Origin of the sequence: Actinophytocola sp., assembly GCF_036402745.1 — a bacterium.
GTDB lineage: Bacteria > Actinomycetota > Actinomycetes > Mycobacteriales > Pseudonocardiaceae > Actinophytocola.
In genome coordinates, this window is sequence record NZ_DASWSJ010000029.1 from 1 (window position 1) to 21477 (window position 21477).

Below are 21477 nucleotides of genomic sequence, written 5' to 3' on the forward strand. Positions count from 1 at the left end.
AGGAATCGGCCGGCGATCCGCGTCGCCCACGATGAGCCGGGCGATCTTGTCCCTGCCCTGGACCGGGTGCAGCCCAGCGGCACGAGCCTTGCCGCCGCCGTCCGCCCACAGGGTCACGTCGGGCGCCAGCACCTCCATCAGCGCGTTGAGGTCACCGCCGACGATCGCCGCGATGAACTTCTCGGTGACCTCCAGCCGGACCTGCGGATCGGCCTGGAAGCGCGGCCGTCTCGCCTGCACGTGTTCGCGAGCACGGTGAGCCAACTGCCGGACCGCCGCCGGCGACCGGTCCAAGATCTCGGCGATCTCGGCGTGCGCGTAACCGAACACCTCGTGCAGCACGAACACCGCGCGCTCCAACGGGCTGAGCGTCTCCAGCACGACCAGCATCGCCATCGACACCGTCTCGGCCCGTTCCACCGGATCGGCGCCCGACAGGACGGGCTCGGGCAACCACGGCCCGTAGTACTCCTCGCGGCGTCGATTGATACTCGTACGCCGGGCCAGCGCCGCGTTGACCGCGATCCGGACCAGGTAGGCCCGGGGATTCTCGATGCCCTCGCGCGTCGACCAGCTCAGCCAGGTCTCCTGCAGCACGTCCTCGGTGTCGGCGACGCTGCTGAGCATGTTGTAGACGATCGAGAACAGCAGCTCCCGATGCTCGAGGAAGGCCCTCGTCTGCGGGGTGTCGCTCATTCCGGCGGTCCTTCCTGCCATGGTTCAACAGTTCCAGACCCTCAGAGCGACAACGCCCCGCAGGTGTGACATCGGGTGTTAGTCGGGGTCGTAGGCGAGGTTGGGGCGGAGCCAGCGCTCGATCTCTGCCAGGTCCATGCCGCGGCGCTTCGCGTAGTCCTCGATCTGGTCCTTGCCGACCCGGCCGACGCTGAAGTACTTCGCGGCCGGGCTGGCGAAGATCAATCCGCTCACGGACGCGGCCGGAGTCATCGCATACGACTCGGTCAGCGCCAGCCCGAGCTTGTCCGCCTCGAGCAGGTCGAAGAGCTGCTTCTTCTCGCTGTGGTCCGGGCTCGCCGGATACCCCAGCGCGGGCCGGATCCCCCGGAACCGCTCCGCATGCAGTTCCGCCAGCACCGGCTCGACGTCCGGCTCGAACCAGGCCTTGCGTGCCTCCAGGTGGATCCACTCGGCGAACGCCTCGGCCAGCCGATCGGCCAGCGCCTTCACCATGATCGCCCGGTAGTCGTCGTTCTGTGCCTCGTACGACGCGGCCAGCTCCTCGGCGCCGTGGATCGCCACCCCGAAGCCACCCAGGTAGTCCCCCGACGGCGCGATGTAGTCGGCCAGGCAGCGGTTCTCCCGGCCGGCCGGCTTCTCGGTCTGCTGCCGCAGCATCGGGAAGGAGATGCCCTGGTCGTCGAGCAGGATGTCGTCGCCCTCGCTGTGCGCCTTCCAGAACGCGTAGGCACCCTTCGCGGTGAACGAGCGGTCCGCGATGATCTGGTCGAGCAGCTTGTTCGCGTCGTCGAAGAGCTCGCGCGCGACCGGCTGGTCCAGGATCGCCGGGTATTTGCCCTTCAGCTCCCAGGCCAGGAAGAGGAACTGCCAGTCGATCATCGCCCGCAGCGTCTCCAGGTCGGGCTCCTCGACCCGCAGCCCGGTGAAGGCCGGCACCGGCAGCCCGTCGTACGAGACCTGCTCGCGGTTCGCCCGTGCCTGTTCGATCGGCAGGACCGGCTTGCGCTGCTTGTTGGCGTGCTGCTCGCGGAGCACTTCCTGAGCGGCACGGTTGCTGACGGCAAGCTCTCCGGCGCGGTCGGAGTCCAGCAGGTCGGACACCACGCCGACCACGCGGGACGCGTCGAGCACGTGCACCGTCGTGTTCTCGTAGGCGGGCGCGATCCGGACCGCCGTGTGCTGCTTGGACGTGGTCGCACCGCCAACCAGCAAAGGAAGTTTGAGCCCGCGTCGCTGCATCTCGGCAGCCACCGCGACCATCTCGTCGAGTGACGGCGTGATCAGGCCGGACAGGCCGACCACGTCCGCACCCTCGGCGATCGCGGTGTCGAGAATCCTTGCCGCGGGCACCATCACGCCGAGGTCGATCACCTCGTAGTTGTTGCAGCCGAGCACCACGCCGACGATGTTCTTGCCGATGTCGTGCACATCGCCCTTGACCGTCGCGAGCACGACCTTGCCCTGGCCGCGAACGGCTTCCGCCCGGCCTTCCTGCCGGGCCAGCTCCTTCTCGGCCTCCATGAACGGCTCCAGGTAGGCGACCGAACGCTTCATCACCCGGGCGCTCTTGACCACCTGCGGCAGGAACATCTTGCCCGCGCCGAACAGGTCGCCGACCACCTTCATGCCGTCCATCAACGGACCCTCGATCACCTCGAGCGGCCGCGCCTTGAGCAGCCGGGCCTCCTCGGTGTCCGCCTCGATGAAGTCCACGATGCCGTGCACCAGCGCGTACGACAGCCGCTCCTCGACCGGGCCCTCGCGCCAGGACAGGTCGACCTCACGCTTGGTCGCGGACCCGCTGACGGTCTCGGCGAAGGAGACCAGCCGGTCGGTGGCGTCCTCCCGCCGGTCGAACAGCACGTCCTCGACCAGTTCCAGCAGATCCGCCGGGATGTCCTGGTAGACCGCGAGCTGGCCCGCGTTCACGATTCCCATGTCCAGGCCGACCTGGCTCGCGTGGTACAGGAACGCGGAGTGCATCGCCTCGCGGACCACGTCGTTGCCGCGGAACGAGAACGACAGGTTGGAGATGCCGCCGCTGGTCCGGGCGCCCGGGCAGCGCTCCTTGATCCGGGGCAGCGCGTCCAGGAACGCCTTGGCGTACCCGTTGTGCTCGCTGATGCCGGTGGCGACGGCGAGGACGTTCGGGTCGAAGATGATGTCTTCGCCCGCGAACCCGGCCTTCTGCGTCAGCAGGTCGTACGCGCGGCCGCAGATCGAGACCTTGCGCTCGGTGGTGTCGGCCTGGCCCTTCTCGTCGAACGCCATCACGACCACGCCGGCGCCGTAGTCGCGCACCTTGCGGGCCTGGGCCAGGAAGGGCTCCTCGCCCTCCTTGAGGCTGATCGAGTTGACGACGCCCTTGCCCTGCACGCACTTGAGCCCGGCCTCCAGGACAGTCCACTTGGAACTGTCGACCATGATCGGGATGCGGGCGACCTCGGGCTCGGTGGCGATGAGGTTGAGGAACGTGGTCATCGCCTGCTCGCTGTCGAGCAGGTCGGCGTCCATGTTGACGTCGAGGAAGTTGGCGCCGCCGCGAACCTGCTCCAGCGCCACGTGGACGGCGGCCTGGTGGTCGCCGGACTCGATGAGCCTGCGGAACCGCTTGGAGCCGGTGACGTTGGTGCGTTCGCCGATCATGACGAAGCCGGTGTCCGCGCCGATCTCGAACGGCTCGAGGCCGGAGAACCGGGTGTGCGACTCGGCCCCGGGCACCTCGCGCGGCGGGACTCCCCTGACCGCATCGGCGATCTTGGCGATGTGCGCGGGCGTGGTGCCGCAGCAGCCGCCGACGATGTTGACCATGCCCGACTCGGCGAACTCGCCCAGCAGCCCGCCGGTCTCGTCGGGTGTCTCGTCGTAGCCGCCGAACGCGTTGGGCAGGCCGGCGTTGGGGTGCGCGGCGGTGAACGTGCCGGCGAGGCGGGAGAGCTCGGCGATGTGCGGGCGCATCTCGACGGCGCCCAGCGCGCAGTTGACGCCGACGACCATCGGGTCGGCGTGCTCGATGGAGCTCCAGAACGCCTCGACGGTCTGCCCGGACAGGGTCCGGCCGGACAGGTCGACGATGGTGACCGAGATCCACAGCGGCAGGTCCGGCGCGACCTCGCGGGCGGCGGCGATGGCGGCCTTGGCGTTGAGCGTGTCGAAGATGGTCTCGACCAGCAGCAGGTCCACGCCGCCCTCGGCGAGCGCGGAGATCTGCTCGGCGTAGGCGTCGTAGACCTGGTCGAAGGACACCGCGCGGTAGGCCGGGTCCTCGACCCGCGGGGACAGCGACAGGGTGACGTTGAGCGGGCCGATCGAGCCGGCGACGAACTTGTCGCCCGCCTCGTCTGCGGCCTGGCGGGCGAGCTGGGCGCCGCGCACGTTCATGTCGCGCACCAGCGACTCCAGCCCGTAGTCGGCCTGGCCGATGCTGCTGGCGGTGAACGTGTTGGTGGTGGTGATGTCCGCGCCCGCGGCCAGGTACTGGCGGTGCACGTCGAGGATGACGTCCGGGCGGGTGAGGTTGAGCAGGTCGGGGTCGCCGGTGACGTCCTTGGGGTGGTCGCCCACGATGAGGTCGCCACGGAAGTCGTCGGGGGTGAGACCGGCGCCCTGCAGCATGGTGCCCCAGGCGCCGTCCAGCACGGCGATGCGCCGGCCGAGAAGGTCTCGCAAGGCATCGCCCGCGACTGACACCGATTTGCCCACCGTGTACCTCCCAGTGAATGGGAGGCGCCCTTCGGTACACGGTCCGGGCCGAGCGTGGCGGACGTGAGCCCGTTGCAGCGCCTCTCGACCCGTACACAAAGTTACCGGCTCCGGATACAGAGCGCCAAGAGGCCCGGTCGACGGCTGGTTGCACGAGCATGACACACCCTGTGACCAGGTACGGGGCCGTCCGGCTGATCGTCTCACCCAGCGGGATCGCTGAGCAGGGCCACCGCGGCCGGCAGGCTCACCACCCGCTCGGTGCCCGACAGCCGCCGGCGCGGCCAGCCGGGGCCCGCGGCGACCCGGATCACCGGGAACGCGCCGAGCGCGCGGATCGCGTCGGCCCGGGCGGTGGCCGGGCTCTGCGCCCAGAGCACCACGGCGGTCGGCTGGGTGGCCGCGACCGCGTGGACCAGCGTCTTCGTCGGCACCGCGGCGCCGAGCATGCGCACCGCCGTGCGCCGCTCGGCCAGCGCGGCGGCGAGCGCCTCCAGGGCCAGCGCGTGCCGCTCGGCCTCGGCGCAGGCCAGCAGCACGAGCGGGCTGCCCGGCACGGTGTGCGGCCGGTCGACCCGGTGCAGCGTGGCGGTGACGGCCCAGGACAGGACGTGCTCGCGGTCCACGCAGTCCGGGTCGGTCCGCTGGTCGGCGTCGATGACCTTGAGCGCGGGCTGGCAGAGCCGCTCCCACACGTCGACCACCCCCCACGCGGCGAGCGCCTGGCCGAGGACGTCGAGGCAGCGGGCGTTGTCGAGCTCCCGGGCGGCGGCGACCAGCTCCTCCAGCGGGCGCTCCACCGGGGCCGGCACGCTCACCGTCTGCGCCGCCTCGGAGGGCAGCATGCCCGCGCGGATCAGCTCGTGCATGTGCTGCAGGCGGGCGACGTCCGCGGCGGTGTAGCGGCGGTAGCTGCCCGGCCGGGAGGCCTGCGGGCCGACGCCGTAGCGCCGGTGCCAGGACCGCAGCGTGGACTCGGCGATCCGCAGGTGCCGAGCCACCTGCCCCGCCGTCCACGCCGACCGGCCGACCGGCCCGTCCTCCACGTCCGCCATCCTCACACCACCCGGGCCATATTCGCCTGCCCACGCCGCGCGCGGCCGGTAGCCTCGCGCGGTCCGCCGGGTCCAACGATCATGCCGGCGAGCCGGGTTCTCCCGGTTGTGCCGCCGACGAGAGGAACCTCCGTGCCCACCGAACGCATCGGCCCGCCGCTGACCGGCGACGAGCGCGAGACGCTGCGCGCGTTCCTCGACTACCACCGCGCGACCCTGGCGATGAAGTGCGACGACCTGTCCGACGAGGACCTGCGGCGCCGGTCGATGCCCCCGTCGACGCTGTCGCTGCTCGGGCTCGTGCGGCACATGGCCGAGGTCGAGCGCACCTGGTTCCGCAGGGTGATCGACGGCGAGGACATCGGGTTGGTGTGGTCCCCCGAGGGCGACTTCCAGGCCGCGTACGACCCGGCCGGCTCGACCCGCTCGGAGGCGTTCGCCGCGTGGCAGGCCGAGGTCGAGCACAGCCGCCGCGTCGAGCGGGAGGCCGAGTCGCTCGACGTGACCGCGTACCACGCCCGCTGGGACGAGGACGTGTCGCTGCGCCTGGTGATGCTGCACCTGATCCACGAGTACGCCCGCCACAACGGCCACGCCGACTTCCTGCGCGAGGGCATCGACGGCGTGACCGGCGCCTAGCGTCCCGCGTAGCTATGGGCGCGGCGCGTTGCGCAGGTTGGTCCTGGCCAGCTCGACCATCTTGCCCACGCCGCCGTTGAGCACGGTCCTGCTCGCACCGAGGGCGAAGCCGCGGACCATCTCGCCGGTGATGCGGGGCGGGATCGACAGCGCGTTCGGGTCGGTCACCAGCTCGACCAGCCCCGGGCCGGGTGCGGCGAACGCCCGCTCCAGGCCGGCGCGGACCTCGCGCGGGTCCTCCACCCGGGTCGAGCGGATGCCGCACGCGGCGGCGATCGCGGCGAAGTCCGTCGGTGGGCTGTCGGTCCCGTAGTCGGGCAGGCCGTCCACCAGCATCTCCAGCTTCACCATCCCGAGCGTGGAGTTGTTGAACACGACGACCTTCACAGGGAGGTCGTAGGCCGACAGCGTCAGCAGGTCGCCCATCAGCATCGACAGGCCGCCGTCGCCGGACATCGAGATCACCTGGCGGCCGGGGTGGGCCAGCTGCGCGCCGATCGCGTGCGGCAGCGCGTTGGCCATGCTGCCGTGCCGGAACGAGCCCAGCACCCGGCGCCGGCCGTTCGGCGTGAGGTAGCGGGCCGCCCAGACGTTGCACATCCCGGTGTCCACGGTGAACACCGCGTCGTCGGCGGCGACCTCGTCCAGGGTCGACGCGGCGAACTCCGGGTGGATCGGGCGGCGGTGCTCGATGCGGGTGGTGTACGCGTCGACGACCTTCTCCAGCTTGCGGACGTGCTTGCGCAGGGTGCGGCCCAGGAACGACCGGTCGGTGCGCGGGGTCAGCAGCGGCAGCACCGCCTCGACGGTCGCCCGCACGTCGCCGTGCACAGCCAGGTCCAGCACCGTGCGGCGGCCCAGGTTCGCCGGGTTCGCGTCGATCTGGACGGTCCGCGCCTGCGGGAGGAAGTTGTCGTACGGGAAGTCCGTGCCCAGCAGCACGACCCGGTCCGCGTCGTGCATCGCCTCGTAGCACGCGCCGTAGCCGAGCAGCCCGCTCATCCCCACGTCGAACGGGTTGTCGTACTGGATCCACTCCTTGCCACCCAACGAATGCCCGACCGGCGCGGCCAGCGCGTCGGCGAGCTCCATGACCTCGTCGTGCGCACCGGCGCAGCCCGCGCCGGCGAACAGCATCACCTTCTCGCCCGAGTTCAGCAGGTCGGCGAGCTCGATGATCTGCTCGGGGGTCGGCACCGCGGGCGACGGCGACACCAGCCGCACCCGGTCCGCCTCCGGGCCCGCGGCCCGGCGGTCGGCCACGTCGCCGGGGATGGTCAGCACCGACACGCCGTGGCGGCCGACCGCGGTCTGCATCGCGATCCGCAGCAGCCGCAGCGCGCTGTCCGGCTGCGTCACCAGCTCGCTGAAATGGCTGCACTCGTCGAACAACCGGTCCGGGTGGGTCTCCTGGAAGAAGCCGGTGCCGATCTGCACGGACGGGATGTGCGAGGCGATCGCCAGCACGGGCGCACCGCTGCGGTGCGCGTCGAACAGCCCGTTGATGAGGTGCAGGTTCCCCGGCCCGCAGCTGCCGGCGCACACCGCCAGCGTGCCGGTGACCTGCGCCTCCGCGGCGGCCGCGAACCCCGCGGTCTCCTCGTGGCGCACGTGCACCCAGTCCATCCCGTCGGTGCGGCGGACCGCGTCGACGATCGGGTTCAGGCTGTCGCCGACGATCCCGTAGATCCGCTCCACCCCTGCGTTGCGCAGCGTCCGTACCAGCTGCTCGGCGACCGTTGCCATGCCCCGCTCCTTCGCCCGTGTCCTCGGTCCGGCGTGCGCCGCCGAACCGGCCGGTCACTACGGCTTACCCCGGCAGGCACGCATTCACCACCCACGTCGACCCGCAGCGTCCACTCGTAGTGGTAGGGCGGGGGAAGCGAGCCGTTGCCGTACTCGATGGTGGCGGCGAAGTCGTCGGGCAACACAGGGACACGGTGGTGGGCACTGTGGTCGGCACGGTGGTCGTCGACCTGTGGTCCGCGACGGGCGTGCCCGGCTTGGCGTGCGCGCAGCCCGCGATCAGGAGGGTCGCCGCGAGTACGGCCGCGAGGTGTCTGCGCATGCGCCATCGACAGCCACCGGGCCGGGCCGGTTCCTCGCGGCCGGTAACGACTCAGCGCGGGCAGGGGTCGCGGTAGTCGATGCCGGGGAAGTACCGGTCCCAGCGGTCGGGCGGGATCGGCCGGTAGCTCATGCAGACCGACGTGGTCAGCCGGTTGATGTCCGTCTCCCACAGCAGGAGCGTTCCCTGCCCACCGGTGGCGACCGTGTGGCCGTCCGGGGCGAACCACACGCGGTGCGGGATCCCGAGGTCGGCGCTGAGCGTGCCGATCCGCCGCGGCGCGCGGGGCTCGGTCAGGTCCCACAGGCCCGTCGTGTGGTCCGCGCTCGCCGTCGCCAGGCGGTGGCCGTCCGGGCTCAGCGCCACCGCCGACACCGGCCGGTCGTGGCCGCCCAGCGTGCCGACCGCCCGCGGCCGGCGCGGGTCGGCGATGTCGAACACCTCGGTCCGGTTCTCCCGGCCGGGCGTGACGATCAGCCTGCTGTCCGGGCTGAACGCGATCCACGAGCCGTACACCGCGTAGGTCGCCATCCCGGTCGCCACCACGCCGAGCCGCACGGGCGTCTGCGGGGACCGCACGTCCCACAGCACGATGTGGCCGTCGTCGTGCGCGGTGGCCAGCAGGTTCCCGTCCGGGCTGAACGCGACCGCCCGGAACCCGCCGCCGCTCTTGCCGATGCTCCCCAGCTCCCGCGCCCCGTCCGGCGGGCCGACCTGCCACAGCGTCACCTGCCGGTTGCTCGAGGCCGCGAGGATGCGCCCGTTCGGGTGGACCGCGAGCCCCGAGCACGACGGCACGCACGCACCCGGTGGCGCGTCGAACGACGCGAGCGGCTCCGTGCTCGGCAACGCGTCGACGTCCCACGCCTGGATCCGCCGCAGGTCGGTGATCACCGCGACCGTCCGGGCGTCGGGTGAGAAGCCCATCGCGTCCACCGACGCGCGGCTGACCGTGTCGCCCTCGGTCGTCGTGGCCACGGCCGTCAGCGGCTGCCCGGCCGGTGCCGGCCCGTCCAGCTCGCTCTCGTTCTCGGTGACGTCCTTGATCGTCAGCGCCGTGTCGCCGACGCGCAGACCCCAGACCCGCCCGCCCGGCGTGAACGCGACGAAGTCCGCCTGGCGCTCGCTGGTCGCGGCCACGATGCGCATCAGGCTGTCCCGGTTGTCCGGGGTCGGCGCAAGCCGGAACGCCGACAGCGCGAGCTGGGCGGCCAGCGCCGGGTCGGTGCGGCTGAGCACGGTCGCCTGGGTGATCACGCTCTGCGCGATCGAGGCGTTGCGCTGCTCGCCCGCCACCCGCTGGGCGCGCACCGCGTAGATCGTGGTGGCCGTCGCGATCACCAGCAACGCCATCAGCAACGCGACGAGCCGCCGGTAGCGGCGCGTCCGCAGCTGCTCGGCCGCGTGCTCGGCCTCCTGCGCGGACCTGCTGGCGTACAGGAACTCCCGCTCCAGCGGCGACAGCGTGAACCCGCCACCCGCCGACCAGTCCTGCGCGCGGGCGAGCCGGGCGCCCCGGTACAACGCGCCGGCGTCGCGGTGCAGCGACTCCCACGCCTGCGCGGCCTCGGTCAGCTGGCGGTGGGTACGCAGCCCTTCGCGGTCCTCGGTGAGCCACTCACGCAGCCGCGGCCAGTGCCGGATCAGCGCCTCGTGCGCCAGCTCGACATTGTCCCGGTCCAGCGTGACCAGCCGGGCCCGGGCGAGCCGGTCCAGCACGTCCGCCGCACCCGGCAGGTCCGCGAGCTCCTCGCGACGCACCCGGCGCTTGGCGTCGTCGGTGCCGTCGCCCAGCGCGCACAGGCGGAGGAACACCTGCTTGGCCACACCTTGCTGGCGCGGCTCGAGCGCGGCGACCGTGTCCTCGGCGGTGCGGGACAGCGCATGCCGCAGCCCGCCCGCCGCCTCGTAGCCGGCGAGGGTCAGCGTCGTGCCGCGACGCCGGCGCCAGGTCTCGAGCAGCACGTGCGACAGCAGCGGCAGCGCGCCCGGCGCGCCCGCGGTGTTCGCGATGATGCGGGCGACGAGCGCGGTCTCCACCCGCAGGCCGGTGAGCTCGGCCGGCTTCACCACCACGTCGCGCAGCTCGTCCTCGTCCAGCGGCCCGACGAGAACCTGGTTGTCCCGCAACGCGGTGACGAGGTCGGGATGGCGCGCGCAGTGCCCGTAGAAGTCCGCGCGCACGCCGAGCACCACCCGGGTCCGGCTGTGGTCCGCGGTGGCCGCGGTGACCAGCGCGCGGATCAGCCAGACCCGCTCGCCCTCGTCCCGGCACAGCGTGAAGATCTCCTCGAACTGGTCGACCACGAGCACGAGGTCGCCGCGGTCCACCATGGCCTGGCTGACTCGCAGGTGCAGGTTCGCCGGGTCGGCCGCGAACTCCGCGCGCAGCACGGCCGCCGACTCCCCGATGCACGCGCCGATCCGCACCGCGCACTCCTCGAGCGGGTGCGCGCCGGGGGTCAGCACCACCACCGGCGCCGAGCCGAGCCGGGCGACCAGGCCCGCGCGGATCACCGACGACTTGCCGTACCCGGACGGCCCGAACACGCCGAGGAACCGGGACTCGCGCGCCCGCGACTCCAGCTCGGCCACGAGCCGCTCGCGACCGAAGAACAGGTCGGCGTCGGCGGGCTGGAACGCGGCCAGCCCGACGTAGGGCGGCTCCCCGCCGGCCTGCTCGACGGGCTCGTCGGCGAGGTCCGCGGCGGCCTCCCGCCAGCGGGTCTCCCATTCCGCGGTGTCCCCACCGCACGCGGCGACGTAGGCGACGGTGACCGCGAGGCTCGGCAGCTTGCGCCCGCCGGCGGCCTCGGACAGCGCCGCCGCGGAGTAGTGCGCGCGGGCGGCGAGCTCGCGGTAGGTGGGGCTGCCGGCGCGCTCGCGCAGCCGGCGCAGGTCGCCGGCGAACCGGACCAGGACGTCGTCGCCCGGCCCCAGCGGCCGCTCCCCACGAGGCAACCCGCCCACCTCCTCCGGGGCGCATTGTTCACATCCCGTTGTTCAGCGTCCAGCGCCGGACACTGAACAACGGCGGTGCCTTAGACCTCCCAGCGTGGAGGAAGGAGCACCACTCATGGCCAATCCTTACGTGACCGACAGCAACTTCGTGTCGAACACGGAATGACCGTCCGGGCGGGTCCGGAGGTGTCCGGACATGACGAAGGGGCGGACCCGTTGCGGGCCCGCCCCTCCGGATATCGCTACATGCGTCAGGCGCGGCCGCGACGGCGCACGATGAACAGCAGGACGCCACCGCCGACCAGCAGGACGGCGCCGATGCCCAGCGGCAGCGCGATGCTGGCGCCGGTCTCAGCCAGCGCGGCCTTCTCGACCGGAGTGGTCGTGGTGGTCGGCGCGGCCGAGGACGGGGCCGGCGGGGCCTCGGTCGAGGACTCCACCGGCGGCGGGGTCGTGGTGGTGGTCTCCTCCGGCGGGGCCACGACGCAGGCCTCGGCCTTGGCGGTCAAGGTCTTCGTGAAGCCCTGGGTGCCGTTCGGGTCGTCCCATGCCTTCACGTCGACGACGAAGTCGTGGGTGACCGTCGCGTCGAGCTTGTCGAAGGTCTGCTGGAAGGTAGAGGCGAACGCGGTCTCCGCGAGGAGGACCTTGTCGTTGTCCTTGATGGTGACGGTGTTCGTGCCCTTGTCGTTGTAAGCCTTCAAATCGACCGACAGCACCGTCCCGCCCTCGGTGCACTCCGCCTTGATGTCAGGCGTGTGGGCGCTGGCCGTACCGGCCAGACCGACGAGCGCCGCAGCGGCGGCGACGCCGACGCCGAGCGTGGAGATAGCGACGCCGAAGCGGCGGCGCGCGGTCGAGGTGTGTGCCATGTATGCCTCCGACTGAAAAGCAAAGTTGACCAAGAACCTGTGATCGTTTGTGAACGATCAACAGCCACGATGGGGTGATAGGTTATCCACCCTCCGGAGGCGACTTTCACCGGGATACCCACTAGAGCGTTACGTTGGCATAAAACGGACTACCCCGATCGTGTGGTCAGTTAGCTTTCCTTTTCCTCTCAGTAGTCATACGCAGCAAAACGGCCGGTCACGACCTTTTGCACCGGGGGTGAGTGCGGGTCGTGACCGGCCGCCGGCCGTTCGCCTACCGTGTCGGCGAGTGGCCCTCGTGGATGTTCGTGATCACCGGCTGGTCGCGGTCGCCCGGCTGCGCGGCGTGCCGCGCGGGCATGGCCGCCGGATCGACCGGCTGGCCGCTCTCCGTGCGCTGCGCCGCCGGCGCCACCGGTTGCACGGAGCTCTCCTGCTCGGCCCGTAGCTCCTCGTCCTTGCGGAGCCGGTCGGCCAGCTCATCACGCTCCTGCGCGGCGACCTTGGCCTCGCGCCGCGCCTCGCGATACCGCGCGCGGTGCTCCCGGCCCCGCCGGCCGGCGACCATGACCATCCACAGGCCGAGCAAGAACACCACGGCCACCACGATGCCGGCGAGGAACGCCTGCATCATCGTGACGTCGGCGATGTTCCGCCCGAACGCGGTCACGGTCTCCACCGTGCCGCCGGTGTTGTACGCGATCAGCACAGCCGCCGCGGCACCACTCACCACCACCAGTAGCAAGCCGAGGATCAGCATGCTTCCTGCACCTCCAAGTTCGGCACTCCTGTCACCAGGCGTACCCAACCCATCGCTGCGCCAACCCCCCGATTTCCGCGGATGTCCGCCGCGCCCGTGCGCACCTGGTCCGGCATTCCTGAGGGTTCATTAACGGACCACTGGGCTCTTGTTAGCTCAACACCGTTCTGTTAACGTCGCCGGCATGGTGGACGTTCGGATGTGGGTCAACGGAGCCGAAACGGCGATCGAGGTCGAGCCGCGGGTCAGCCTGCTCGACTGTCTGCGCGAGCGCCTGGCGCTGACCGGTACCAAGAAGGGCTGCGACCAGGGCGCCTGCGGCGCATGCACGGTCCTGGTCGACGGCCGGCGGATCGTGTCCTGCCTCGCGCTCGCGGTGCAGTACGACGGGCGGGAGGTCACGACCATCGAGGGCGTCGCGCACCCGGTGCAGCGCGCGTTCGTCACGCACGACGGGTTCCAGTGCGGCTACTGCACGTCCGGGCAGATCTGCTCGGCGATCGGCATGCTCGCCGAGCACAAGGAGGGCACGGCGAGCGCGGTCACCGAGCACGTGGAGACGGCCCCGGAGCTCACCGAGGCCGAGATCCGCGAGCGGATGAGCGGCAACCTCTGCCGCTGCGGCGCCTACAACGGGATCGTGGACGCGATCGGCGAGGTGGCGGGATGAAGGACTTCGGCTACGTCCGGCCCACAGATGTCGCGACCGCGCTGCGGGCGATCGACGAGCAGCCCAACGCCAAGTTCCTCGGCGGCGGCACCAACCTCGTCGACCTGATGCGCGAGCGCATCGAGGCGCCGGACACCCTGGTCGACCTCACCCGGCTGCCGCTCACCGGTATCGACGAGCAGCCGGACGGCACCCTCCGGATGAACGCGAACCTGGCCGAGTACCACGTGCCGGTGCACGCGGACGTGCCGCCGATCGACGTGTCCTGCCTGGACGACCCCGACCCGACGATGCCGCTGGGCGTGCTCGGCGCGGGCGAGGTGGGCATCACCGGCGTGGGCGGCGCGGTGGCGAACGCGGTGTTCCACGCGACCGGCCGGCGGATCTACGACCTGCCGATCACCCTCGACAAGCTCCTCTAACTACCGTGGAGGAGTGACGTTCCAGCGGGCTCGGCGTCCTGAGCACAAGCGGCAGCGCTACGAGGCCATCCTCACCGCGGCGCGGGAGCTCGCCGTGCGCGACGGGGTGCGCTCGGTGAGCCTGGCCGACATCGCGTCGGCGGTCGGGATGCACAAGTCCGCGCTGCTGCGGTACTTCGAGTCCCGCGAGGAGGTCTACCTGCGGCTCGCCGCCGACGACTGGCACGAGTGGGTGCACGCCATGCGGGCGGAGCTGGCGTCGGTGCCGCCGGGCTCGGTGTCCGGGGTGGCGTCGGCGTTCGCGCGGACGCTGGCCGAGCGGCCGCTGCTGTGCGACCTGTTCACCCACGCGCCGCTGAACCTCGAGCGCAACGTGTCGCTGGAGACGCTCCGCACGTTCAAGCACGCGGCGCTCGGCTCGGCCGGGGAGATCGGCAAGGCCCTGCTCGAGGTGCTGCCGGCCCTGGGCCAGGACGGCGCGTTCGACCTCGTGGCGTCGGTGGGCATGATCGCGGCCGGGCTCTGGCAGCTCCACCACCCCACCGAGACGCTGCTCGAGCTGTACGCCGAGGAGCCCGAGCTGGGCCACGAGAGCGTCCCGTTCGTGCCGACGCTCACCCGGATGGCGGAGACGATCATCCGCGGCGTGCTCGCCCGCTGACCCCTCGCTCTTGTCGGTCCACCCGGGCGGGCACGCGGGCGCCGGGTCAGTGGGTCGCGCGGCCGGCGTCGAGGCGGGTGCGGTAGCGGTGGTTCGCCTCGTCGAGCAGGTCGTTCGACAGCCAGGCGATCGGAGAGATCTCGTCGACCAGTGGCTCGTTGTCCGGGCCGAAGTCGACCTCGCGGCCCGTCAGCACCCACGGCCGGGAGCCCTCGACCAGCTCGCGCAGGTACTGGCACACCCGGCGCGCGACCCAGTCCTCCCGCGGCAGCGTCCACCACCCAGGCTGCCGCAGCGGGTTCACCGACACGCCCGGCATGATCAGGCCGCTCTCGTGGTCCCTGCTCGGATGCTCCGCATCGGACTCCGGGCCCGGCGAGTACCGCAGGTACACGTCCGTGTCCGACGCCGACGTCACGTCGACCAGCTCGTTGAGGCTGGTCAGCACACCCATGTCCATCGCCGGGCCGTACCCGGCCGCCCCCGGCTCAAACGAAGCGGGACAGGATTCTGTCGCGGGCGGTCTCCAGGTGGTGGGTCATCGCGTCGCGCGCCGCCGCCGCCTTGCCCACGACCAGAGCCTCGACCAGGGCGCGGTGCTCGGCGATGGTCTGCTCGCCGAACGGCTGGTTGTACGACAGCCGGAAGAAGTGCAGGTGGCAGTGGGTCCGGACGAAGGCCTGCTCGACCGAGACGTTCCCGGCGATCCGCAGGATCAGCTCGTGCAGCCGCGCGTCGTGCGCGGTGAGCGCCTTGTACGCGTCGTAGCTGGCGCCCGTCGGCGCCGACGGGCAGGTGGCCAGCTCCTCCTCGAGGGCCGACGCGAACGGCGGGCTCATGGCGGCCGCGGCCCGGGCCGCGCTCGGCGGCTCGAGCAGCAGCCGCAGGCCGTAGATGTCCTCGACCTCCTTGCGGGTGAGCAGCTCGGTGACCCGGTAGCCCCGCAGCGGCAGCCGGGACACCAGCCCCTCGGACTCGAGCCGGGCGAGCGCCTCGCGCACCGGGGTGCCGGACACGTCCAGCTCCCGGGCGATCTCGTCGATGTTGGCCCGCTCGCCCGGCTCGATCCCGTGGTTCATGATCAACGCACGGAGCTGCTCGTAGACCCCGTCGGCCAGCACCTGCCGGCTCGGCCGCACGGCCATGCGCGGACGCGCTGTCTCGGTCACGCGCCGCCCCCTCCCTCGACCTGAACGACCTCGAGCCCCAGGTCCGCCAGCATACAGATTGATCATGCAGGATCTATGATTGTCCGGACTTGGCGAGGATGGTCCTGCTCTTCCGCTCCATCTCCGCGAACACGTCGGCGTCCCGGGAGTGCGCGAAGAACTGCTCGAACAGCGGCTCGATGGTGCTCTGCAGCTCGGCGCCGTTGCCGTACACCACCGACGGGTACAGCACCCCCTTCGACAGCGCGTCGGTGAACACCGACAGGTCGATGCCGTCCTTGGCCATCGCGGCCGCCGAGGCGTCCATCGACGCGGCGATCGACGGGAAGAACGTCCCGGTCTTCGACGCCATCGTCTGGCACTCCTGCGACCCCATGTACGACACCCACTTCCACGCCAGGTCCGGGTGCGGGGTGCCGGCCCAGATGTTGTTGCCGTTGGAGTTCGACAGCACCGACCGGGTCCTGCCGTCCGGCCCGAGGACGGTCGGCGCGATGCCGACCTTCATGTTCGGGATCTTCGCGAACGTCGACGCGGTCCACGAGCCGCCGGTCAGCATGGCCACCTTGCCGGACGCGAGCTGGTCGACCTCGCTGGTGGTGAACTCGCCGATCTTCGGCGCGAAGCCGCGGTCGGTGAGCGACCGGACCCAGTCCATCGTCTTGACGAACCTCGGGTCGGCGTAGTTGAACTTGGCCGGCCAGGACGGCTTGTCGCCCTGCCGCCAGCCCATTGTGGACACGAACGAGCTCCATGTGGTCTGCCCGATGAAGTCCTTGGCCGCCAGCTGACCGAAGCCGTAGACGGCCACCTTGGACTTGTCGAAGCCGGGCTGGTCGCCGCGCTTGCCGTGCTCGTCGACGGTCAGGTGCGCGACCATCTTGCCGAACGTGCCGCCGTTGTCCGGGTTCCAGCTCAGCGTCGCGACGTCGGCTGGTGTGTAGCCGGCCTTGGTGATCGCGTCGGTGTCGTAGAAGATGCCGGTGGCCGCCCAGTCCAGCGGCAGCGCGTACTGCTTGCCGTCGGTGTACTTCCACGCGTCGACGCCGACGGAGAAGCGGGACAGGTCGAAGTTGCCGGACTTGATCAGGTCGTCGAGGGCGAGCAGCTGGTGCTGGGAGGTATAGGCCTGGAAGAACTGGACGCTGTTCTGGAACGCGTCCGGCGCGTCCCCGGCCACGAACCCGGCGGTGAGCTTGGTGAAGTAGTCCTCGACGGCGTACTGCGAGATCTTCACCGTCAGGTCCGGGTTGTCCTTGTGGAACTTGTCCGCGCACGCCTGGTACCCGGCGGCCTGCTTGTCGTCCCAGGTCCACCAGTTGATCGTGTTGGCGTCCGCCGTGTTGCTCGAGCAGGCCACCAGGCCCGCGGCCGCCACGGCGACCACGGCCGTCGCGGTGAGTCGTTGCAACCTCATTGTTGTCCCTCGTTTCGGTACGGTTTGAGCAGCGCGCCGAACTCCGCCAGCGCGATCGCCAGGTCCTCGGGCCCGCCGGCCTCGTGGCCGTTGAACTCCCAGACCTGCATGTGCTTGGGCCCCGCGTAGTCGTGGTAGGCGGCGAACGCGGTGGACGGCGGGCAGACGTCGTCCATCAGCCCGGTGGCGAACCACGCCGGCGCGGTGGCCCGCCGGGCGAACGCCACTCCGTCCACATAGGACAGCGTGGTGAACGCCCGCCGCACCGCGGTCCGGCGGGCGGCCAGGTAGCCGGTGAGCTCCGCGTACGGCTCGGTGCCGGTGAGCTCGACGGCCCGCCGGATGTCGCACAGCAGCGGCGCCTGGACGTGGACCGCCGCGAGGTCGTCGACGAGCCCGGCAACGGCGAGCGCGATGCCGCCGCCCTGGCTGGCGCCGACGACGCCGACCCGGCTCGGGTCGACCAGGTCGAGCGTGCGCAGGGCGTCCACCGCGCGGACCGCGTCGGCGAACACCCTGCGGTAGAAGAACTCCCGCGGGTCCTCGATGCCGCGGGTCAGGAAGCCGGGGTGGGACGGCGGGGTGCCGACGGGGTCGGGCGTGGCGCCGCCGCCGGCGTGCCGGCCGCCCTGGCCGCGGACGTCCATCAGCACGTGCGCGTAGCCGGCCGATGCCCACAGCAGGTCCTCGACCGGCGCGCCGCGACCGCTGCCGTAGCCGTGGAACTGCAGCACCGCGGGCAGCGGGCCCGGTAGGTGCCGCGGCACCCGCAGCCACGCGTGGATGGGGTGGCCGCCGAAGCCGGCGAAGGTCAGGTCGAGCACGTCGACGGTCACCAGCTCGGTGGACACGGGCTCGAGGTCGACCGACAGTGGGTGCGCGCGCGTCTCGTCCAATGTGGACGCCCAGAAGTCGTCGAAGCCGGCCGGCTCGGTGTAGTCGCTGCGGTAGTCCCACAGGGCGTCGAGGTCCAGGTCGGTCAGCACGGCGCCTCCCCCAGTGTCGCGTCGAGCCGGATCTCCTGGCCCACGGCGAGCTTCACCTCGGTGCGCCGCGTCCCGTACCGGACGCCGACCACGGTGGCCGGGTCCCCGCCGAGCCGGCGCAGCACCGCGGAGGTGAGCGTGCCGCCGGCCCAGTCGAGGTCGACGGCGAGCCCGCCGCGGCAGCGGACGCCGGTGACGCCGCCCTCGGGCCACGCGTTCGGCAGCGCGGGCAGCAGCCGGATCCCGCCGCCGTGGCTCTGCACCAGCATCTCCAGGATCGCGGCGGTGAACCCGTGGTTGCCGTCGATCTGGAACGGCGGGTGGGTGGAGAGCAGGTTGGGCAGCAGGCCGCCCCACCGCGAGCCGTCGACCGGCGCGTCGACGTGGGTGTCGCCGGTGAACGGCCGGGTGGCCTCGCGGAGCAGCGCGTGCGCGGTCTCGCCGTCGCCGAGCCGGGCGCGGAGCGCGATCTTCCAGGCCCACGACCAGCCCATCGCGCCGGCGCCGCGCCGGTCGAGCAGCCGTCCGGCGGCCTCCGCGAGGTCGGGTGTCCACTCGGGATCGATCTGGCCGAGCGGGTGCACGGTGACCATCTGGGACATGTGCCGGTGGGTGGGGTCGGCCTCGGGGAGGTCCTCGGCCCACTCGCCGAGCCAGCCCCCCGCGGTGACGAGCGGCGGCCGCAGCCGGGGCAGCGCGGCGGCGATCCGTGCGTCGATCTCGTCGTCGACGCCCAGCAGCTCGATCGTGCGGCGGCAGCGCTCGAACAACGCCCGGATGAGCGCGCTGTCCATGGTGGGTGAGTACGTCAGCGACTCCCGCGTGCCGGCGGCGGAGACGAAGAGGTTCTCCGGTGAGGTGGCGGGGATCGTGTCGAGGTGGCCGTCCGCGCTCTCGACGAGCCAGTCGAGGCAGAACTCCGCGCAGCCGCGCAGCAGTGGCCAGCCGCGGTCGCGGAGGAAGCCGAGGTCGCCGGTGAACTCGTAGTGGTCCCAGACGTGCTGGACGAGCCAGACGCCGCCGAGCTGCCAGATCGCCCAGGACGGGTTGCCGTGCCCCATGCCGACCGGGAGCGCCCAGCCCCAGGGGTCGGTGTTGTGATGGGTGACCCAGCCGCGGGCGCCGTAGAGCTCGCGCGCCACGTCCGCGCCGGTGACCGCGAGCCGGTCGAGCAGGTCGACGAGCGGCAGGTGGCACTCGGGCAGGCCGGCGGGCTCGGCCGGCCAGTAGTTCATCTGCGTGTTGATGTTGACCGTGTAGTTCGACGACCAGGCTGGGCGCGGCTCCGCGTTCCAGATGCCCTGCAGGTTGGCCGGCGGCCCGCCACCAGGCCGCGACGCGGAGGCGAGGAGATACCGCCCGAGCTGGCACATGACCGTGGCGACCAGCCGCTCGTCGCCTCCACCCAGCACCTCGGCGACGGCCACCGTGCCCCCGCGCCGAGCCCCGACCCGCACGGCGGTGCGACCGAGGAGTCCGCGGAAGTCGGCCTCGTGCTCGGCCAGCAGCTCGTCCGCTCCCCGTGCCGCGGCCCGCTCCGCGACCGAGACCGCATGCGCGAGCTGCTCCTCGCGCGACCGCCCGCTGCGCGGGGCTTGGCCTCCGGCCCCCGAATCCAGCCTACGCGGGGGGACCGACAGTTCCGGCCGCTCGTGGGCCGACCACACAGGACGCTCACCGGGCGCACCCAGCGGGTCCTCCCGCGACGCCCCGGAACCGTCGGTGCCGTGCCGTAGCGTGGAACCGGGGGCCGGAGGCCAATGCGCCGCCGCACTGGTCGAGCTCGCCAGGGTCACCAGCAGCCGCCGGAAACCCCGCACCACGCCGTCCTCCACCACTCCGTCCGTCTCCACCGCCGGCGCCACCGCGGCGAACGGGTCGTACCCGTCGACCGGGCCGGAGGCGTACCGGTGCGCGGGCACCCCAGGCTCGTGCCGCGGCGCCCCGTCCACCGGCACCGCAACACCCAGCGCCAGGCCCGACCGCCGCACCACCCGCAGCGGCGACGTCAGCGACAGCGACAGGTCGACAGGTCCATCGGCCGACACGGCCACACACAGCACCCCGGCCGGCTTGCTCGCCCACGTCCGCCGCGTCACCTCGACGCCCGACACGACCACAAGCTCGGTCACCACCCCGGTGTCCAGGTTCAGCGAACGGCCGCGGAACCGGGCGGCGCCCGGCAAGGTCAGCCACAGATCGGCGAACGGCAGGTACTCCTGGCTGTACGGCCCCTCGAACGCCATCAGCAACGACTCCGCGCCGCGGAAGTCCCCCGAACGCAGCGCCGACCGCACCGCAGCCAACCGTGCGGGCCCGGCGCCCCCAGCCACCACCGCGGCCAAGGCGGCAGCGGGGCCGGCCGGCGTGCCCGACCACACGGTCGAGTCGTTCACCTGGACGCGGGCCCGGACGCCGCCGAACACCATCGCGCCCAGCCGGCCGTTGCCGACCGGCGCCGCCTCCTCCCACGTGGCGGCCGGCGACGGCCACGACACCACGAGATCGCGGCTCATTTGATCCCCGTGAAGCCGATGGAGTTCACGATCCGCTTGCCGAACACCACGAACAGCACCAACATCGGCAGCGCCGCGATCAGCGTGGCGGCCATCAGCCCGGCCCAGTCCGGCGCCGCGTTCGGCGAGGACTGCTTGAACACGCCGAGCGCGAGCGTCAGCGGCTGCACGTCCTCCTTGTTCGTCACCAGCAGCGGCCAGAAGTAGTCGTTCCACGCCACGATGAACATCAGCAGCGACACCGTCGTGAGTGGACCGGACGACATCGGCACGATGATGCGGAAGAAGATCCGGAAGTGACCGGCGCCGTCGATGAGCGCGGCCTCCTCGATCTCGTCCGACAGCCCCAGCATGAACTGGCGCAGGAAGAACAACGCGAACGCGAAGAACAACGCGTTGGGCGCGATCAGCCCCGCGAAGCTGTTGGTGAGCCCGAGGTCCTTGACGAGCACGAAGTTCGGCAACATCGTGAACACCGACGGCACCATCAACGCGCACAGCAGCAACCCGAACACGGCGTTGCGCCCACGCCACCGCAGCCGCGCGAACGCGTACGCCGCGGCCGACGAGCACAGCACCACGCACACCGTCTGCCCCACCGCGTAGATCAGCGAGTTCCGCAGGTACAGCAACACGTCCAGGGACGCCCCCGAGCCACCCTCGGCCTGCGCCTCCCGCAGCGAGGCGAGCCCGAGCACCCGCTTGAACGCACCCCACGTGAAGTCGACCGGCAGCACCGACGACGGGTCGGTCGACAGCGCGAAGTTGTTCGACAGCGCGGTACGCACGATCCAGTAGAACGGGAACAGCGTGATCACCAGGATCACCGCGAGGAACACGAAGGCGAGGATGCGGCCCAGGGACAGCCGTGCGGACATGG

The 21477-nt window shown here is 71.6% G+C and carries 17 protein-coding genes and 1 pseudogene; 5 read left to right on the forward strand and 13 right to left on the reverse strand.

Annotated features, from left to right (window positions below; genetic code table 11):
• The 3 genes from VGD70_RS02200 to VGD70_RS02210 all read right to left on the reverse strand — a co-directional run.
• Positions 1 to 696, reverse strand: a 696-nt coding sequence (locus VGD70_RS02200; RefSeq protein ID WP_331077549.1) for a sigma-70 family RNA polymerase sigma factor, incomplete at its 3' end; no start/stop codon positions are given.
• Positions 697 to 774: 78 nt separating this feature from the next.
• A complete protein-coding gene (metH, locus tag VGD70_RS02205) occupies positions 775 to 4368 on the reverse strand; it encodes a methionine synthase (RefSeq protein ID WP_331077551.1) in 3594 nt (1197 codons plus the stop codon).
• 236 nt (positions 4369 to 4604) lie between these two features.
• Entirely contained in the window at positions 4605 to 5456 is an 852-nt protein-coding gene (locus tag VGD70_RS02210) for a MerR family transcriptional regulator (RefSeq protein WP_331077553.1), read from the reverse strand.
• 132 nt (positions 5457 to 5588) lie between these two features.
• On the opposite strand from VGD70_RS02210, the gene VGD70_RS02215 reads away from it, so the two are divergent.
• A complete protein-coding gene (locus tag VGD70_RS02215; RefSeq protein ID WP_331077555.1) occupies positions 5589 to 6095 on the forward strand; it encodes a DinB family protein in 507 nt (168 codons plus the stop codon).
• 12 nt (positions 6096 to 6107) lie between these two features.
• Here the strand turns inward: VGD70_RS02215 and VGD70_RS02220 are convergent, their stop codons facing one another.
• From VGD70_RS02220 to VGD70_RS02235, 4 genes are all read right to left on the reverse strand, one after another.
• The gene (locus tag VGD70_RS02220; RefSeq protein WP_331077556.1) at positions 6108 to 7841 is read right to left on the reverse strand and encodes a pyruvate dehydrogenase; all 1734 of its coding nucleotides are present in this window, start codon (positions 7839 to 7841) and stop codon (positions 6108 to 6110) included.
• A 373-nt stretch (positions 7842 to 8214) separates the two neighbouring features.
• Positions 8215 to 11124: an XRE family transcriptional regulator gene (locus VGD70_RS02225; protein ID WP_331077558.1), complete on the reverse strand. Its 2910-nt coding sequence runs from the start codon at positions 11122 to 11124 to the stop codon at positions 8215 to 8217.
• A gap of 251 nt (positions 11125 to 11375) precedes the next feature.
• The gene (locus VGD70_RS02230) at positions 11376 to 11996 is read right to left on the reverse strand and encodes a hypothetical protein (RefSeq protein ID WP_331077559.1); all 621 of its coding nucleotides are present in this window, start codon (positions 11994 to 11996) and stop codon (positions 11376 to 11378) included.
• A 274-nt stretch (positions 11997 to 12270) separates the two neighbouring features.
• Positions 12271 to 12756, reverse strand: a complete 486-nt coding sequence (locus VGD70_RS02235) for a hypothetical protein (RefSeq protein ID WP_331077561.1) — start codon at positions 12754 to 12756, stop codon at positions 12271 to 12273.
• Positions 12757 to 12940: 184 nt separating this feature from the next.
• On the opposite strand from VGD70_RS02235, the gene VGD70_RS02240 reads away from it, so the two are divergent.
• From VGD70_RS02240 to VGD70_RS36895, 4 genes and pseudogenes are all read left to right on the forward strand, one after another.
• Positions 12941 to 13426, forward strand: a complete 486-nt coding sequence (locus VGD70_RS02240; protein ID WP_331077563.1) for a 2Fe-2S iron-sulfur cluster-binding protein — start codon at positions 12941 to 12943, stop codon at positions 13424 to 13426.
• The gene (locus VGD70_RS02245; protein WP_331077565.1) at positions 13423 to 13848 is read left to right on the forward strand and encodes an FAD binding domain-containing protein; all 426 of its coding nucleotides are present in this window, start codon (positions 13423 to 13425) and stop codon (positions 13846 to 13848) included. Before VGD70_RS02240 ends, VGD70_RS02245 begins: the two co-directional genes overlap by 4 nt.
• 94 nt (positions 13849 to 13942) lie before the next feature.
• Positions 13943 to 13993 (forward strand): annotated as a pseudogene (locus VGD70_RS36890) (hypothetical protein); the annotation flags it as partial.
• A gap of 96 nt (positions 13994 to 14089) precedes the next feature.
• Positions 14090 to 14509, forward strand: coding sequence for a hypothetical protein (locus VGD70_RS36895; protein ID WP_414637874.1), 420 nt, complete (start codon positions 14090 to 14092; stop codon positions 14507 to 14509).
• A 46-nt stretch (positions 14510 to 14555) separates the two neighbouring features.
• Here VGD70_RS36895 and VGD70_RS02255 read toward each other — a convergent pair whose 3' ends face one another.
• The 6 genes from VGD70_RS02255 to VGD70_RS02280 all read right to left on the reverse strand — a co-directional run bounded on the left by VGD70_RS02255 (position 14556) and on the right by VGD70_RS02280 (position 21475).
• Positions 14556 to 14963 (reverse strand): DUF6098 family protein, encoded by a 408-nt coding sequence (locus tag VGD70_RS02255; RefSeq protein WP_331077604.1) that lies wholly within the window; start codon positions 14961 to 14963, stop codon positions 14556 to 14558.
• Between the two features lie 34 nt (positions 14964 to 14997).
• Positions 14998 to 15678, reverse strand: a complete 681-nt coding sequence (locus tag VGD70_RS02260) for a GntR family transcriptional regulator (protein WP_331077569.1) — start codon at positions 15676 to 15678, stop codon at positions 14998 to 15000.
• 73 nt (positions 15679 to 15751) lie between these two features.
• A complete protein-coding gene (locus tag VGD70_RS02265; protein WP_331077571.1) occupies positions 15752 to 17095 on the reverse strand; it encodes a sugar ABC transporter substrate-binding protein in 1344 nt (447 codons plus the stop codon).
• The gene (locus tag VGD70_RS02270; protein ID WP_331077573.1) at positions 17092 to 18081 is read right to left on the reverse strand and encodes an acetylxylan esterase; all 990 of its coding nucleotides are present in this window, start codon (positions 18079 to 18081) and stop codon (positions 17092 to 17094) included. Before VGD70_RS02270 ends, VGD70_RS02265 begins: the two co-directional genes overlap by 4 nt.
• On the reverse strand, positions 18075 to 20597 hold the full coding sequence (locus VGD70_RS02275) for a glycosyl hydrolase family 95 catalytic domain-containing protein (protein WP_331077575.1): 2523 nt from the start codon (positions 20595 to 20597) through the stop codon (positions 18075 to 18077). Before VGD70_RS02275 ends, VGD70_RS02270 begins: the two co-directional genes overlap by 7 nt.
• Entirely contained in the window at positions 20594 to 21475 is an 882-nt protein-coding gene (locus tag VGD70_RS02280; RefSeq protein WP_331077577.1) for a carbohydrate ABC transporter permease, read from the reverse strand. Before VGD70_RS02280 ends, VGD70_RS02275 begins: the two co-directional genes overlap by 4 nt.
• Positions 21476 to 21477 lie beyond the last annotated feature (2 nt).

Bases quoted from the DNA above. Each gene is read 5' to 3' on its own strand.
- VGD70_RS02230 (WP_331077559.1), bottom strand. From the start codon at position 11,996: ATGGCACACACCTCGACCGCGCGCCGCCGCTTCGGCGTCGCTATCTCC.
- VGD70_RS36895 (WP_414637874.1), top strand. From the start codon at position 14,090: ATGCGGGCGGAGCTGGCGTCGGTGCCGCCGGGCTCGGTGTCCGGGGTG.
- VGD70_RS02235 (WP_331077561.1), bottom strand. From the start codon at position 12,756: ATGCTGATCCTCGGCTTGCTACTGGTGGTGGTGAGTGGTGCCGCGGCG.
- VGD70_RS02255 (WP_331077604.1), bottom strand. From the start codon at position 14,963: ATGGGTGTGCTGACCAGCCTCAACGAGCTGGTCGACGTGACGTCGGCG.
- VGD70_RS02265 (WP_331077571.1), bottom strand. From the start codon at position 17,095: ATGAGGTTGCAACGACTCACCGCGACGGCCGTGGTCGCCGTGGCGGCC.
- VGD70_RS02210 (WP_331077553.1), bottom strand. From the start codon at position 5,456: ATGGCGGACGTGGAGGACGGGCCGGTCGGCCGGTCGGCGTGGACGGCG.
- VGD70_RS02275 (WP_331077575.1), bottom strand. From the start codon at position 20,597: ATGAGCCGCGATCTCGTGGTGTCGTGGCCGTCGCCGGCCGCCACGTGG.
- VGD70_RS02280 (WP_331077577.1), bottom strand. From the start codon at position 21,475: ATGTCCGCACGGCTGTCCCTGGGCCGCATCCTCGCCTTCGTGTTCCTC.
- VGD70_RS02240 (WP_331077563.1), top strand. From the start codon at position 12,941: ATGGTGGACGTTCGGATGTGGGTCAACGGAGCCGAAACGGCGATCGAG.
- VGD70_RS02245 (WP_331077565.1), top strand. From the start codon at position 13,423: ATGAAGGACTTCGGCTACGTCCGGCCCACAGATGTCGCGACCGCGCTG.
- VGD70_RS02220 (WP_331077556.1), bottom strand. From the start codon at position 7,841: ATGGCAACGGTCGCCGAGCAGCTGGTACGGACGCTGCGCAACGCAGGG.